At 65.9% G+C, this 14,370-nt stretch carries 11 protein-coding genes; 10 read left to right on the top strand and 1 reads right to left on the bottom strand.

Translation table 11 applies throughout. From position 1 onward, the window contains the following. The first annotated feature begins 29 nt into the window (after nucleotides 1–29). The 5 genes from KQH53_00285 (at nucleotide 30) to KQH53_00265 (ending at nucleotide 7,022) form a co-directional block, all read left to right on the top strand. Complete coding sequence (locus KQH53_00285; protein MCB2225084.1) at nucleotides 30–878, top strand: deoxyribonuclease IV; 849 nt, start codon at nucleotides 30–32, stop codon at nucleotides 876–878. Nucleotides 879–951: 73 nt separating this feature from the next. Further along, on the top strand, nucleotides 952–1,647 hold the full coding sequence (locus KQH53_00280; GenBank protein MCB2225083.1) for a hypothetical protein: 696 nt from the start codon (nucleotides 952–954) through the stop codon (nucleotides 1,645–1,647). Nucleotides 1,648–1,995: 348 nt separating this feature from the next. Further along, nucleotides 1,996–4,641, top strand: coding sequence for a valine--tRNA ligase (locus KQH53_00275; protein ID MCB2225082.1), 2,646 nt, complete (start codon nucleotides 1,996–1,998; stop codon nucleotides 4,639–4,641). A 195-nt stretch (nucleotides 4,642–4,836) separates the two neighbouring features. Then, complete coding sequence (locus KQH53_00270; GenBank protein MCB2225081.1) at nucleotides 4,837–5,154, top strand: TusE/DsrC/DsvC family sulfur relay protein; 318 nt, start codon at nucleotides 4,837–4,839, stop codon at nucleotides 5,152–5,154. Between the two features lie 122 nt (nucleotides 5,155–5,276). Further along, nucleotides 5,277–7,022 carry a YcaO-like family protein gene (locus KQH53_00265; GenBank protein MCB2225080.1) on the top strand — a complete coding sequence of 582 codons (1,746 nt, stop codon included), beginning with the start codon at nucleotides 5,277–5,279 and terminating at the stop codon, nucleotides 7,020–7,022. A gap of 317 nt (nucleotides 7,023–7,339) precedes the next feature. Here KQH53_00265 and KQH53_00260 read toward each other — a convergent pair whose 3' ends face one another. After that, nucleotides 7,340–7,876 (bottom strand): transposase, encoded by a 537-nt coding sequence (locus KQH53_00260; GenBank protein ID MCB2225079.1) that lies wholly within the window; start codon nucleotides 7,874–7,876, stop codon nucleotides 7,340–7,342. A 144-nt stretch (nucleotides 7,877–8,020) separates the two neighbouring features. On the opposite strand from KQH53_00260, the gene eno reads away from it, so the two are divergent. The 5 genes from eno to thyX all read left to right on the top strand — a co-directional run bounded on the left by eno (nucleotide 8,021) and on the right by thyX (nucleotide 14,333). Continuing rightward, a complete protein-coding gene (gene eno, locus KQH53_00255) occupies nucleotides 8,021–9,289 on the top strand; it encodes a phosphopyruvate hydratase (protein ID MCB2225078.1) in 1,269 nt (422 codons plus the stop codon). 143 nt (nucleotides 9,290–9,432) lie between these two features. Continuing rightward, nucleotides 9,433–10,737: a hypothetical protein gene (locus KQH53_00250; GenBank protein ID MCB2225077.1), complete on the top strand. Its 1,305-nt coding sequence runs from the start codon at nucleotides 9,433–9,435 to the stop codon at nucleotides 10,735–10,737. 91 nt (nucleotides 10,738–10,828) lie between these two features. Further along, nucleotides 10,829–12,073: a BamA/TamA family outer membrane protein gene (locus tag KQH53_00245; protein MCB2225076.1), complete on the top strand. Its 1,245-nt coding sequence runs from the start codon at nucleotides 10,829–10,831 to the stop codon at nucleotides 12,071–12,073. Between the two features lie 112 nt (nucleotides 12,074–12,185). Next, on the top strand, nucleotides 12,186–13,631 hold the full coding sequence (locus tag KQH53_00240; protein MCB2225075.1) for a hypothetical protein: 1,446 nt from the start codon (nucleotides 12,186–12,188) through the stop codon (nucleotides 13,629–13,631). An 18-nt stretch (nucleotides 13,632–13,649) separates the two neighbouring features. Next, nucleotides 13,650–14,333 carry an FAD-dependent thymidylate synthase gene (gene thyX, locus KQH53_00235; GenBank protein MCB2225074.1) on the top strand — a complete coding sequence of 228 codons (684 nt, stop codon included), beginning with the start codon at nucleotides 13,650–13,652 and terminating at the stop codon, nucleotides 14,331–14,333. Nucleotides 14,334–14,370: the final 37 nt, after the last annotated feature.

Here is a 14,370-nt window from a genome sequence, read left to right as displayed (position 1 = left end):
CCCCATGACCGCCAGTCTGGATTAGCCCCTTGCGCCTGGGCATCCATCTCTCGGCCGCGGGGGGCCCCTCCCGCGCGGCCGAGGCCGCCGCGCGTCTGGGCCTGGAGTGCCTGCAAATCTTCTCCGGCACCCCGCGCACCTGGAAGCAAAAGCCGCTGACCAAGGCCGAGGCCCAGGCCTTTTGCCAAGCATCCGAGGCCGCCGGGTTGCGGCCCGTGGTGGTGCACGCCCCCTATCTGATCAACCTGGCCAGCCCGGACCACGCCCTGTGGCGGCGCTCCTATCAGGCGCTTGCTTCTCAATTGAAGCGCGCGGCCAAGCTGGGCGCGGACGCCGTGGTGGTGCACCCGGGCAGCCGGGGCCAGCGCGAGGCGGCCTGGGGCCGCGAGCGTGTGGCCGAGGGCGCCCGGAGGGCCATCGAGGCCAGCGGGGGATCGGCCGAGCTGTGGCTGGAGAACACCGCCGGCGGGGGAGGGCATTTGGGCGGCAGCCTGGAAGACATGGCCGCCCTGCTGGACAGCCTCAAGGGCCTGCCCTGCGGCGGGGCCATTGACACGGCCCACGCCTTTGCGGCGGGCTACGACCTGAGCGGCGCGGCCCAGACCAAGGCTTTTCTGGACGACCTGGCCCGGGTGGTGGGCCTGGAGCGCGTCAAGCTGTTCCACCTAAACGACAGCGACTTCCCCCTGGGCGGCCACCGCGACCGGCACACCCACATCGGCCAGGGGCTTATCGGCCAGGACTGCTTCGCAATGCTGGTCAACGACCCGAGACTAAAAGAAGTCGGCGGGGTCATGGAGACCCCCAAGGACACCCGCTGGGCCGACCGGCGCAACCTGGCCCTGCTGCGCCGTTTGCGGCGCAGGGGCGGGCCTTAAGCCCCTGGTTGCCTATACCCGGGAATTGTGATAATTATCTGGCTTATCCGAGCCTTATTACCCGGAGTGGGACTTGAGCAAAGAGAGCACGCCGCCCCCCGACGCCGAGATCATCGAGCTCACCGACGTGGTGCGGCCCGAGGATCCGGGTCAGGCGCCGCCTCAGAGCGCCGTGCCCGATGAATTGGGCGAGCTGGACCGCATCCTGGCCGAGCTCAGCGCCCAGACGCCTCCCCAGCCCGATCCCGGCGAGCTGGACCAGCTCATGACTGAAATGAGCGTGCCCAGCGACCAGACCCAGGCCCTGGAAGAGCCCCCGGCCGAGCCCGAGCCTCCGGCGGCGCAGGAGCCCGAGGCCCCGGGCGCGGAGCTGGAGGACGAGGAACTGCGCAACCTGCTGGCCGAGTTGGGCGCGCCCCAGGCCCCGCCCAAGCCCGGCGCCCCGGCGGAAGGCACCGGCGACCCGGAACTGGACGATCTGTTGGCCCAGTTGGGCCGCCCCCAGCCCAGCCCCGAGGAGCAGGCCGCCCAGGCCGAGGCCGAGGAAAAAGAAGCCGCCGAGGCGGCCGAGGCGGTGGCCGAGGCTGCCCGCCAAGAGGCGCGGCGCATCCTGGCCGACGAGGGTCCCGAGCTGGTGGCCCAGCTGGTGGCCGAGGAGCTTGAGAAGCAACTGGGCCCCCTGGTGCGGGCCGAGGTGAAAAAGCTGCTCAAGATGGCCATGGGCAAGGCCGACCCGGCCCAGCCCGACGACGAAGTAGTAGTAGACTAGCTCACCGGCCCGGGCGGCCGGTGAGAAGGTTGGGAGAAGACTCCCGGCCTTTTTATTTTGCCCCTATAACCCGCATGTTTCATGAGGGTTGGGTGGCGTAGAACAACGAACCTGTATTCATGCGGCCGTGATGAAAATACGCCTGTAGCGCCAAGGTGCGGGTTGTATTCCGGCCCGGCACAGCCAGCCGCCGGCAGACAAGGCGTCTGGCCAGCGAGGGCCGAAGGCGTAGCCGCCGTCTACGTCGAGGCCCGAGCGCAGCCAGCAACACCGTATGCCGGTGGCTGGGGCAGCCGGACACACGGCCTTCATGAAATATGCGGGTTAAACCCCATGAGGAGCCCCCTGATGGCCCAAGAACCGCTCGCCAAATCCTACGAACCGGCCGAGGTGGAGAAGCGCTGGTACGCCTACTGGGAGAACGAGGGCCTGTTCCATGCCGATCCGGCCTCGGACAAGCCCCCTTATTCCATCGTCATCCCCCCGCCCAACGTAACCGGCCAGCTGCATATGGGCCATGCCCTGAACAACACCATGCAGGACATCCTGTGCCGCTACAAGCGCATGACCGGCCATGAGGTGCTGTGGATGCCGGGCACCGACCACGCGGGCATCGCCACCCAGAACGTGGTGGAGCGCCAGCTGGCCAGTGAGGGCAAGACCCGCCACGACCTGGGCCGCGAGGCCTTCATCGAGCGGGTGTGGGAGTGGCGCACCGAGTACGGCGGCAAGATCATCAACCAGCTCAAGCGCCTGGGCGCCTCCTGCGACTGGGAGCGCGAGCGCTTCACCATGGACCAGGGGCTCTCCACGGCGGTGCGCGAGGTGTTCGTGCGCCTGTACGAAGAGGGGCTCATCTACCAGGGCGACTACATCATCAACTGGTGCCCCCGCTGCCACACCGCGCTGAGCGACCTGGAGAGCGAGCACGAGGAGGTCAAGGGCGGGCTGTACCACATCCGCTACCCCTTCAAGAACGCGGACGGGTATCTGGTGGTGGCCACCACCCGGCCAGAGACGCTCCTGGGCGACACGGCGGTAGCAGTGAACCCCGAGGACCCGCGCTACGCCGACCTGCCCGACGACACGGTGCTGTTGCCCCTGTTGGGCCGCGAGCTGCCCATCATCCGCGACCCCTACGTGTCCACCGAGTTCGGCACCGGCGCGCTCAAGATCACCCCGGCCCACGACCCCAACGACTTCATGATCGGCCAGAAGCACGGCTTGGCCGCGATCAGGGTGATGGACGACAACGGGACCATCAACGAGGAGGGCGGCCCCTACGCCGGGCTGGACCGCTTCGAGGCCCGCAAGGTGATGCTGGCCGACCTGGAGGCCCAGGGTCTCTTGGAAAAGCAGGACGACTACATGCACTCGGTCGGCCACTGCTACCGCTGCAAGACCATGGTGGAGCCGATCCTGAGCAAGCAGTGGTTCGTCAAGGTGGGCCCCCTGGCCGAGCAGGCCCTGAAGGCGGTGCAGGACGGGCGCACCAAGATCGTGCCCACCCAGTGGGAAAAGACCTATTACGAGTGGATGAACAACATCCGCGACTGGTGCGTGAGCCGCCAGATCTGGTGGGGCCACCGCATCCCGGCCTGGTACTGCGAGTGCGGCGAGGTGATCGTTTCGCGCACCACGCCGGAGCAGTGCCCGGCCTGCGGCGGCGTCGAGCTGCGCCAGGAGACCGACGTTTTGGACACCTGGTTTAGTAGCGCGCTGTGGCCCTTCTCCACCATGGGCTGGCCGGAGCAGACCCCGGAGCTGGCCAAGTTCTACCCCACCTCCTGTTTGGTCACCGGCTTCGACATCCTGTTCTTCTGGGTGGCCCGCATGATGATGATGGGCCTCAAGTTCATGGACGACGTGCCCTTCACCGACGTGTACATCCACGCCCTGGTGCGCGACGCCTCGGGCCAGAAAATGTCCAAGTCCAAGGGCAACGTCATCGACCCCCTGATCGTGATGGACCAGTTCGGCACCGACGCCTTCCGCTTCACCCTGGCCGCCTTCGCCGCCCAGGGCCGCGACATCAAGATGAGCGAGGACCGCATCGCGGGCTACCGCAACTTCGTGAACAAGATCTGGAACGCGGCCCGCTTCACCCTGATGAACCTGGAGGACCAGGCCCAGGGTGAGCTGCCCGAGGCCCCGGGCCTGGAGGATAGCTGGATTCTCTCCCGGGTGAGCCGGGTGGCCCGCGAGGTGGGCGCGGCCATCGAGGACTACCGCTTCAACGAGGCGGCGGGCGCGGCCTACCAGTTCGTGTGGCACGAGTTCTGCGACTGGTATTTGGAGCTGGCCAAGGGCTCGCTCTATGACGACAGCGACCCCCAGCGCCAGGCGGCCTCCAAGGCGGTCTTGGCCGAGGTGTTCTCGCGCCTGCTGCGCATCCTGCACCCCTTCATGCCCTTTGTGAGCGAGGAGCTGTGGCACCGCCTGCCCGGCACCGAGGGCAGCATCATGAAAGCGCCCTGGCCCGCCTGCGACCGCGAGGACCCCGAGGCCGAGCGCCAGATGGAGCTGGTCATGGGGGTGATCGGCGCGGTTCGGAACATCCGCGGCGAGATGGGCATCAGCCCGGGCAAGCAGGCGCCGGTGGTGCTCATGGCCCACGACGCCGGGGCCAAGGCGATCTTGGAGGCTCAGGCCGGGCGCATCGCCAGCCTGGCCAAGACCGGTGAGCCCGGCTGGGCCCCCGAGGGCCAGCCCCCGGCCAAATCGGCCAGCGCGGCCTTGCCCGAAGTGACGGTCTACGTGCCCCTGGAGGGGCTGGTGGACTTTGGGGCCGAGCTGGCCCGCCTGGACAAGGAGCTGGCCAAGCTGGGCAAGGAAATCATGCCCAGCCAGAAAAAGCTGTCCAACGAAGGCTTCCTGGCCAAGGCCCCGGCCGAGGTGGTGGAGAAGGAAAAGGCCAAGGTGGCGGAAGCCGAGGATAAAATGGCTCGCCTTCGGGAGAGCCGAGAGCGTATGCTAAGCTTCGTGAACGACTAGTGAATGACAGGGGATAGATGCACGGCCCCGGGTCAGGTCCGGCAGCCGCCCTTGGGGTGGCCAGGGCCCGCGCTTGCCAGTTTGTGCTTGACAGTACTTGGGTGAATTGATAGACAGTTCATTGTGCTTACGACCCCCTACGAGAAATAGTGGCCTTCAGGGCCGATTTATAATTGGTAAAGGAGGAAACCCAAGATGCCGACCGTGAGCTTTAAGGGCAAAGACTACGAAGTGGACGAGGACGGCTTCCTGCAGGATCCGGAGAGCTGGGACGCCGACTTCGCTTTCTACGTGAAGGAGCAAGAGGGCATCTCCGAGCTGACCGACGAGCACTGGAAGGTTATCCATTACCTCCAGGACTACTACAAGAAGAACGGCATCGCCCCCATGGTCCGTATTATGACCAAGGTGACCGGCTACAAGCTGAAGCAGATCTACGAGCTGTTCCCCAGCGGCCCCGGCAAGGGCGCTTGTAAGATGGCTGGCCTGGCCAAGCCGACCGGCTGCGTGTAGTCAGCTAGAGTTTCGTTTAGATACGGTGTCCCGCCGAGCAATCGGCGGGCACCGTCTTTTCTGGCGCATTCTATACATTATTTTGGATAGACACCCTCAGGTGCATACAGCGGAGATTGGCCGTGGCCGAAGCCCCCTCATCCTCGGGAATTGAGCTAAAGCCCGCCCCCAAGGGCTACACCGGTGAGCAGGACAAGGCGCGCCCCCCCGAGGACACCGTAACCTGGGTGCGCGGTCGCTTCGCGGCCCTGGGGGCCGAGATTCTGCGCAAGGTCATGCGCATCGACACCGGACGCCTGGACATCCCGGTGTTCATCAGCCTGTGCGGCGACCGGGCCAAGGGCCTGACCGGCACCCAGAAGCAGATGGGCAAGGGGGCCAGCCCGGTCCAGGCCGAGGCCAGCGCCTTGATGGAGCTGGCCGAGCGCTTCAGCTTCTTCTCCTTCATCAAGACCACCGATTTCCCGCTGCTCACCGCGCCCCAGGCCGGGGAAGCGGCCATGTCCTTTGCCCAGGCGGCCAAGGCGGTGTACCACCCCGAGGGCGACTATGAGCGCGCCCAGGCGGTGTATGACCTCTTGCCCCAGACCTGGGCCTGGGCCCGCAACCTGAACCAGGATCGCGACGAGCGTTTGCCCCTGAGCTGGTTCTACGCCATCAACGAGTACAACGGCCCGGCTGCGGGCAATTGCTTGGAAGAGGCGGCCCTACAGAGCCTCTGCGAGGTGGTGGAGCGCCACATCTCGGCCGTGGTCACCCTGGAAAAGCGGCCCACCCCGGCCATCGACCCGGCCAGCGTGAGCGATCCGGTGGCCGCCGAGCTGATCGCCAAGTTCAAGAAGGCGGGCATCGAGGTGTTCCTCAAGGACTTCACCTGCGGCATGGGCATCCCCTCGGTGGCCGCGCTGTGCTACGACCCGGCCACCTTTCCCCAGAGCAGCGAGATCGTCTACGCGGCGGGCACCGCCAGCAGCCCGGCCATGGCCCTGATCCGCGCCCTGACCGAGGTGGCCCAGCTGGCCGGCGACTTCCAGACCCACACCAGCTACCTGGTGAGCGCCCTGCCCAAGTTCCAAAGCCTGGAAGAGGCGGCCTATGTCATGGAGGCGGCGGGCACGGTGCCCCTGGACTCGCTGCCCGACCTGAGCGCCCCGGAATTCAAGGCCGAGCTGGACGCCTGCGTGGCCGCGCTGGATGAGCGGGGCTTCACAGCCTATTGCCTCAACGCCACCCACCCGGAGCTCCAGGTGCCCGCGGTCTACACCATCGTTCCGGGGGCGCACTTTGCCTCGCGCACCACGGGCACCGACGTGGTGTTCCATGCGGCCAAGGCGGCCAGCCAGTTGGACGACCCGGTGGCCGCGCTGGCCATCTTGGAGCAAATGCTTGAAGTAGCCGGGGAGAGCTACTATCTGCAATTCTTTAGGGGCCTGGCCCTGAACGCCCTGGAGCGGCCCGACGAGGCCTTGGCCGCCCTGGACGCAGCCCTGACCCTGAACCCCCCGGCCAAGGACGAGGCCTCCATCCACACCCACCGGGGCGCGGCGCTCAAGGACCTGGCCCGCTACCATGAGGCAAAAGAGGCCCTGGGCAAGGCGGCCGATTTCGAAGAGCCCCACGCGGAAGTGTTCAACTTGCTTGGCTTTTGCCACTTCATGCTCAAGGAGCACGAGGATTCCATCGAGGCGTTCGGCAAGGCCATCGAGCTGGCCCCGGGCGAGGCCATCAACTACGCCAATATCGGCTCCAACCTCCGGGAGCTGGGCCAGATCGAGGAGGCCTGCAAGATGTACGAGCACGCCCTGGAGCTGGACCCCGGCATCGATTTCGCCCGCGACAACCTGGAAAAGCTAAAGCAAAAGCTTTAAGCTAGGGCAGGGCTCAGGCAATAAGAAAGGCCTCGCCGAGCGGCGGGGCCTTCTTTTGTTTTAGAGGTCAACGCCTTAAGCAGGGGCGTCACAAGGGAAAGTTTGGAAATAAAAATGACAGGGTGGCCCAGACAGCTTGCTGTCTGGGTTGCGAAGCAACAAGAGGTTCATAAGGGCCTCCCGAACCACCCCAACGGCGCGATTTATTAACAATATATTGATTACTTGTGCCGACTGCCAAGGCGAAGTCCAGTACCAAACCTCTTGCGCCTGCGGCGCCCAGACAGGCGAGCTGTCTGGGCCACCCAATGCTCTGCCTATCCCGGCATCCCGATATCAATCCCGACCGGTTGTTCAAGTAAATAGTACCTGGCAGAGCTGAAAGGCCAAAGCTCCGGCTTGGCCACCAAGCCTGCCTTTAGTGGATTGTTGTGCATGTAGTCGAGTTTTTCCTTGATTTTGGTTTCTGAATATAAGTTGAAGCAGTAGTAGCGGCGTTGCCATATCGGCTCCTTAGCTCTCACCGCTTTATGATATTGGGGCTGCTTTCCCTCAAGATTTTTCCTGATATAATACGAGCTAAGCCTTTTCCATTGCTTTATAAATTCGGCTAGCTCATCAGGGGCGGGAAACCACACCACGGTATGCACGTGGTCGGGCATGATCACAAACCCCAAGCATCTCCCTTTCCTTTTTTCCAACTGCTCGGACAGCACATTGATCACGATACCCTTGGCCGCGTCGTCGTCCAAAAGACGCCTGCGGTCGTGGCAGGAAAAGGTCAGGAAAAAGGCGTGGCTCATGGAGGCAAACGATTTCTGCTTCGCCTTGGACCTTGGCCAATTATCATTCATGCATCCCCCCAGAGTTACTGTCATTTATATCATAGAATCGTCTAACGCTGGTCATACCTTCCCACCCATTCCTTGACAGGTTGCGCCCCCCGGGGATACCTTAAGGACAGTGAGTACGTCAATTCCCGTGAGGAGGGATAAGTAATGATAGCTATTGAGCAAATCGTAGCCCGCGAGATCCTGGACTCCCGGGGCAACCCCACTGTTGAATGCGATGTGATCCTGGAGGACGGCTCCACCGGGACCGCGGCGGTTCCCTCGGGCGCTTCCACCGGCGAGCACGAGGCCCTGGAACTCCGCGACGGCGACAAGAGCCGCTACATGGGCAAGGGTGTCTTGAAGGCCGTGACCAACGTGGAGGAGATCATCGCGCCGGAGCTTTTGGGCCAGGACGGCCTGGATCAGGTGCTCATCGACTCCATCATGATCGACCTGGACGGCACGCCCAACAAATCCAAGCTGGGGGCCAACGCCATCCTGGGGGTGAGCATGGCCACGGCCCGCGCCGCCTCCGAGGCGCTCTTGATCCCGCTGTACCGCTATTTGGGCGGGGCCTATGCCCGCCTGCTGCCCATGCCCATGATGAACATCTTGAACGGCGGCAGCCACGCCCCCAACAATGTGGACATCCAGGAGTTCATGATCGTGCCCGTGGGCGCGGACAGCTTCGCCGAGGCCCTGCGCATGGGCTCGGAGGTGTTCCACCACCTCAAGAAGGTGCTGTCGGGCATGGACCTGGTCACCAGCGTGGGCGACGAGGGCGGTTTCGCGCCCAACCTGGCGGGCAACGAGGAGGCCATCAAGGTCATCCTGGAGGCCATCAGCCAGGCGGGCTACGAGCCCGGCGCCGACGTGGCCCTGGCCCTGGACGCGGCGGCCAGCGAGTTCTATGACAACGGCAAGTACGTGTTCAAGAAGTCCGATGGCCGCGAGCTGAGCTCCGATCAGATGGTGGAGTTCTACGCCGACCTGGTGGACAAATACCCCCTGGTGAGCATCGAAGACGGCCTGGCCGAGGACGACTGGGCGGGCTGGGCGGCCCTTACCCAGCGCCTGGGCGAGCAGGTCCAGATCGTGGGCGACGACCTGTTCGTGACCAACCCCGAGCGCCTGGCCATGGGCATCGAGCAGAGCAGCGCCAACAGCATCCTGATCAAGCTGAACCAGATCGGCTCGGTGACCGAGACCCTGGCCTGCATCGACCTGGCCAAGCGCAGCGGCTTCACCCAGGTGGTGAGCCACCGCTCCGGCGAGACGGAAGACACCTTCATCGCCGATTTGGCCGTGGCCATGTCCACCGGCCAGATCAAGACCGGCTCCCTGTGCCGCAGTGAGCGGGTGTGCAAGTACAACCGCCTGCTCCGGATCGAGGAGGAGCTGGAGGACACCGCCCGCCTGGCCCAGCCTTTCTAGTTATGACCCGACTCGCGGCGGGGGCCCACGCGGGCTCCCGCCGTTTTCGCCTTTAGCGGAGGAGCGCCATAAGCGAGCCCGGCTTCAGCCCCGACCCCCGCCTGGAGCGGCTGCCCCTCTGGGCGCGGCTCTATGGCCGCCGCTTGCAGCCGGCCCTGGAAAAGGCCAAGGGCAAGTCCACCCCGGTGCTGGAGCAGTTTTTGGCCGCCAGCCAGTGGTGGGATGCCGAGCGCCTGGCCGTCTGGCAATGGGGCGAGGTGAACAAGCTCCTGGCCTGGGCCGTGGTGCAGGTGCCCTTCTACCGCCGCTGGTTCGGCGAGACCGGCATAACCCCCGAAGAGATCGCCAAGGCCCGCGACCTGAGCCCCCTGCCCATAATCCATAAAGAGATGATCCAGGCCGCGCCCCAGGACTTCATGGCCGCGGCTCCGCCCGAGGGCACCTACTCTAAATCCACCGGCGGCACCCTGGGCCAGCCCCTGCACTTCGCGGTGAGCCCCCTCTCGGACCAGTGGCGCAACGCCATGACCCGGCGGGGCTATGCCTGGGCCGGGTGCGTGCCCGGCCGCAAGCAGGTGCACCTTTGGAGCGGCGACCTGGCCCCGCTGCCTTGGAAGATGAACTTGAAGCGCGGCCTGCACCGCCTCTTGCAGCGCCAGCGCTTCGTGGACTACTACCGCATGTTGGGCCCGGCAGAGATCGACCAGGCCATGGCCGTGATCGACAGCTTCCAGCCCGATTGCCTGGTGGCCTATCCCTCCGGGGCCGAGGCCCTGGCCCGCCGGGCCCTGGAGGTGGGCTGGCGGCCCAAGAAGCCGCTCACCAGCGTGCTCACCGGGGCCGAGCGCCTGCTGCCCCACCAGCGGGAGCTGGTGCGCGAGGGCCTGGGCTGCGAGAGCTACCAGACCTATGGCAGCCGCGAGTTCATGCTCTTGGCCAGCGAGTGCCCGGCCCATGAGGGCCTGCACGTATCGGCGGAAAACGTGCTCTTGGAGGTGGACGCCGAGCCGGGGCAGGTGGGCGAGCTCTTGGTCACGGACCTGCACAACTACGCCCACCCCTTCATCCGCTACCGGGGGGGCGACCTGGCCTCCTGGCTGCCCGGCGCCTGCCCCTGCGGCCGGGGGCTGCCCCGTTTGGCCGGGGTGGAGGGCCGGGTCATGGACGCCATCCGCACCCCGGACGGCGGCCGCCTTACCGGCCTGTTCTTCCCGCATCTGCTAAAGGACTTCCCCGCCATCCTGCGCTACCAGGTGGTGCAACCCTCCCTGAACGAGCTCATCCTGCGCCTGGTCCTGGCCAAGCCCTTGACACCAGAGCAGGAAAACGCCATTGTGAGCGCGATCGGCTCCGCCCTGCCCGGGATTTCCCCGCGCCTGGAGCCGGTGGAGGAGATCGAGACCACCCCCAGCGGCAAGGTGCGCATCACCATCGGTCTGGGGCCCTAGGAGCGGGAGAAGCGATTTGTCCAGACGCGGATTGGCACTTTGTCTCGGGGCGGCCCTCACCGCCCTTTTGTTTTGCCTGCCCGGAGCGGGGTTGGCCTCGAACATCACCCCGGCCTGGGTGGTCTATGACCAGGGCCAGACCAAGGCCGAGCCCCGCTGGCTGGCCTTGCCCTACGCCTTTTACAGCGAGACCTACAGCGTGGCCGGCGGCGTGGCCGGCGGCGGCACAGGCTACTACCAGGAGCAGATGGCCTTTTTCGCGGCCGGCCTGGGCAGCACCAACGCCTCCTTCGCGGGCTACTTTTATTTGGTGGACATGCAGGCGCCCATCTTCAAACGCCTGTTCATCACCGCGGACTTCTCGGACGGCTACTTCACCAACCAGCGCCTCTACGCCCAGGGCAACCCCAAGTACCGCTTTCAGCAGGCGGGCTCCAACTCCTCCAACAAGGAGGACTACCTCCAGGGCAAGGGCTGGTACTCCTGGTACGACCTGGTGGGCAAGTACGTGTTGCCCCTGGGCGCGGGGCGCAACAAGGCCATCCAGCGCTATTGGCTCAAGGGCGGCCTCTTGGCCGAGGGCGGCAGCGGCGGCGACGTTTGGAACCCGCTGGTAACCGGCGTGTCCCAGATCCGCTTCCGTTTGTTCGGCCAGCACATGTCCGTGGACGGCGACGACGGGGACTACTCCTCCCGCACCAACGGGATGGAGGCCATGTTCATGTACGACAACCGCGACTACCCCGGCAACCCCAGCAAGGGCTCCTTTCAGAGCTTTTTGATCAGCCACGACTTCGGTTGGTTCGACAGCACCGGCTCCTGGAACAACGTGGAGCTGGATTTGAGGAAGTACTTTTCCCTGGGCACCGACTCCTGGTTCAAGCAGCGGGTGTTGGCCTTGGACTTCTGGACCGCCTACAGCGACTCCTGGCAGAGCCACGAGACCCCGGACGGCATCGTGGTGGACGACCGCACCCCGCCCAACTTCGGGCCCACCCTGGGCGGCTTCTACCGTATGCGCGGCTACCCCCAGAACCGCTTCTCGGACAAGGCGGCCATGTACTACGGCGCCGAGGTGCGCCTGACTGCCCGGGCCAACCCCCTGGGCGAGATAAGCTGGCTCAAGTTCGCGGACGTGGACTGGATGCAGCTGGTGTTATTCGGCGAGCTGGGCCGGGTGTCCGACGACTACCGCCTGGATGATTTCGTCTCGGATTTGAAGTGGGACGCCGGGGTGGGCCTGCGTTTCATGGCCCAGAAGGTGGTGCTTCGCCTGGACATGGGCTACAGCGACGAAGGCGCGGCGGTCTGGGCCATGGTGGGCCATCCCTGGTAAGGGGCGCCTTGGGGCAAAAAGCGGCCCCAGCTAGGGCGGCAAAGCTTGACAACCCACCGCCCCTAAGGATAGCCTCTGGCCAGTACAAAAGGCCCTTTTACGGAGGGATACGTTGAAGCTTCGCACGGCCGCACGCGCCTTTGTCCCGCTATTAACCGGCCTGGCCCTCATGGCCGGGTGCTCCGCCATGGTCACCACGGCCGAGGTCCCCGTGCCCTCCGCCGGGCCCCAGATCAAGGCGGGCCTCAAGGCGGTGATGCCGCCGGTGAACGACAAACGTTTCTGGCCGGTGCCCACCCCCGAAGCGCCGGACCCCAACGTGCATATCTTCGGCCCGGCCATCACCGCCAAGCTGCGCTCGGGCCTCACCTCCACCGGCCTGTTCGCCGCCTTGCCCGCCCCGGACGCGCCGGGCGCGGGGCTCATCGGCGACAAGCTGGATATCACCATCAACCAGTTCGCCCTGGAGAAGCTGGGTAACAACCCCTGGTCCGCCGGGGCCTACATCGTCGACGGCCTGATCCAGCCGGTCAGCGGGGTGGTGCTCATCGCCAGCAAGGGCCAGGTGGACACCGGGGCCTATCTGCTGCCCAGCACCCGCATGGGCACCAGCATCAACGCGGACCTGGCCTGGAGCGTCAAGGGGCTCAAGGAGCCCGCCTTCAAGCGCTCCTATCAGGTGGTGGTGGAGCTGGGCTCGATCAGCGAGCGCGAGCTTCGGACCAGCCTGGCCAACACCCAGGGCTACGGGGTCAAGGTGGGCCAGGCCGAGGGCCAGAAGGCCCTGGACGGCCTGGTGCAGGCCATCTCCCGCGACCCGCATTGGATGTTCCTTAACACCTACGTGCGCATCGCCCAGGCCCGCCAGGTGATCAACGACAAGGCGGCCACCCCCGTTGAGCGCATGGAGGCGGCTCGCTCCCTGTTGGGGCTCCTGACCCCCCTGGCCTACACCCCGGCCGAAGCCAAGGTGCTCAGGGACGGCGTGTTGGATGCCTCGGGCCGCGCCGGCGTGGCCAACGAGCTCAGGGCCCGCTACTTCGGCAAGAACCTGCCCGCCGGGCAGAAGGTCACCCCGGCCCAGGCGGCCAAGCTCTTCAACGACCCGGCCGTGGCCCGCGCCATGGCCCAGGGCGAGCTGAGCCAGGAGATCATGCAGCTCATCATGAGCGCCATGACCCCGCGCCTGACCAAGCCGCTCAGCGCGCCCCCCGCGCCCAAGCCCCTGGTGGGCGGGGGCAGCTCCGCGCCCATGCTGGACAGCGCGGGCGGCTCGCGCAACCCGGCCCCCGGCGCTCTCTCCAGCGCCTTGGCCGCCCCGGCCCCCAAGGCCAAGCCTGGCCCGCCCGAGAAGTTCTCGCCCCAGGCCCGGCAGATGCAGGCCCAGCTGGCCGCTGAGCTGGCCAAGGCCCTGCAAAACCACATCCGCCTGCAAGCGGTCTATCTGGTGGTGGCCGACGAGTCGGTGGGCGTGGCCTGGGCTCCGGCCAAGATGGTGCTCCAGCAGATATCCTCGCCTCAGGTCAAGACCTACCTGACCCAACGCGAGGCTTCCTAGGAAGCCGGCGGGGAGCGCCTGTTGAAGGTAATCAAGCCCTACTACGAGATTCTGTTCCTGCCCGACCCGGAGCAGGTGCTCAAGCTGGTGGAGGCGGCGGGCCGCACCTGCTACAAGTCCGAGCACAAGATCAGCGAGGATTCGGCCGCCGGTTTCGTGGGCCGCATCGTGGCCTCGGGCCACCACAGCGTAATCGAGCACGGCAACCTCACGGTGCGCTTCGTGTGCGACCGGGGAGTGACCCACGAGCTGGTGCGCCACCGCTTGGCCGCCTACAGCCAGGAGTCCACCCGCTACGCCAATTACGCCCAGGAGCGCTTCGGCAGCGAGATCACGGTGATCGAGCCCATGTTCTGGGATGAAGGCAGTGAAGCCTACAAGCTGTGGGAAAAGGGTGTGCTGGCCGCCGAGGCGGCATACCTGGAGCTCTTGGCCGCCGGGGCCAAACCCCAGGAGGCGCGGGCCGTGTTGCCCAACAGCCTCAAGACCGAGATCGTGATGACCGCCAACCTGCGCGAATGGCGCCACGTGCTGGGCTTGCGCTCCTCCAAGGCGGCCCACCCCCAGATACGCCAGGTCATGCTGCCCCTGATGGCCGACCTGGCCCAGCGCCTGCCGGTCTTTTTCGGCGATCTGGCCGAGAAGTACGCCGATGACATAGCGGCCTTCGCGGCCAAGGCCCCCCTGGGCGCGCCGCAATAGCGCCGGGGCAGGGCCCTCAACGCCGAAACCGGAGGCC

This window comes from Desulfarculaceae bacterium, from assembly GCA_020444545.1.
Taxonomy (GTDB): Bacteria; Desulfobacterota; Desulfarculia; order Desulfarculales; family Desulfarculaceae; genus Desulfoferula.
This window is presented reverse-complemented; position numbering and strand designations above follow the sequence as displayed.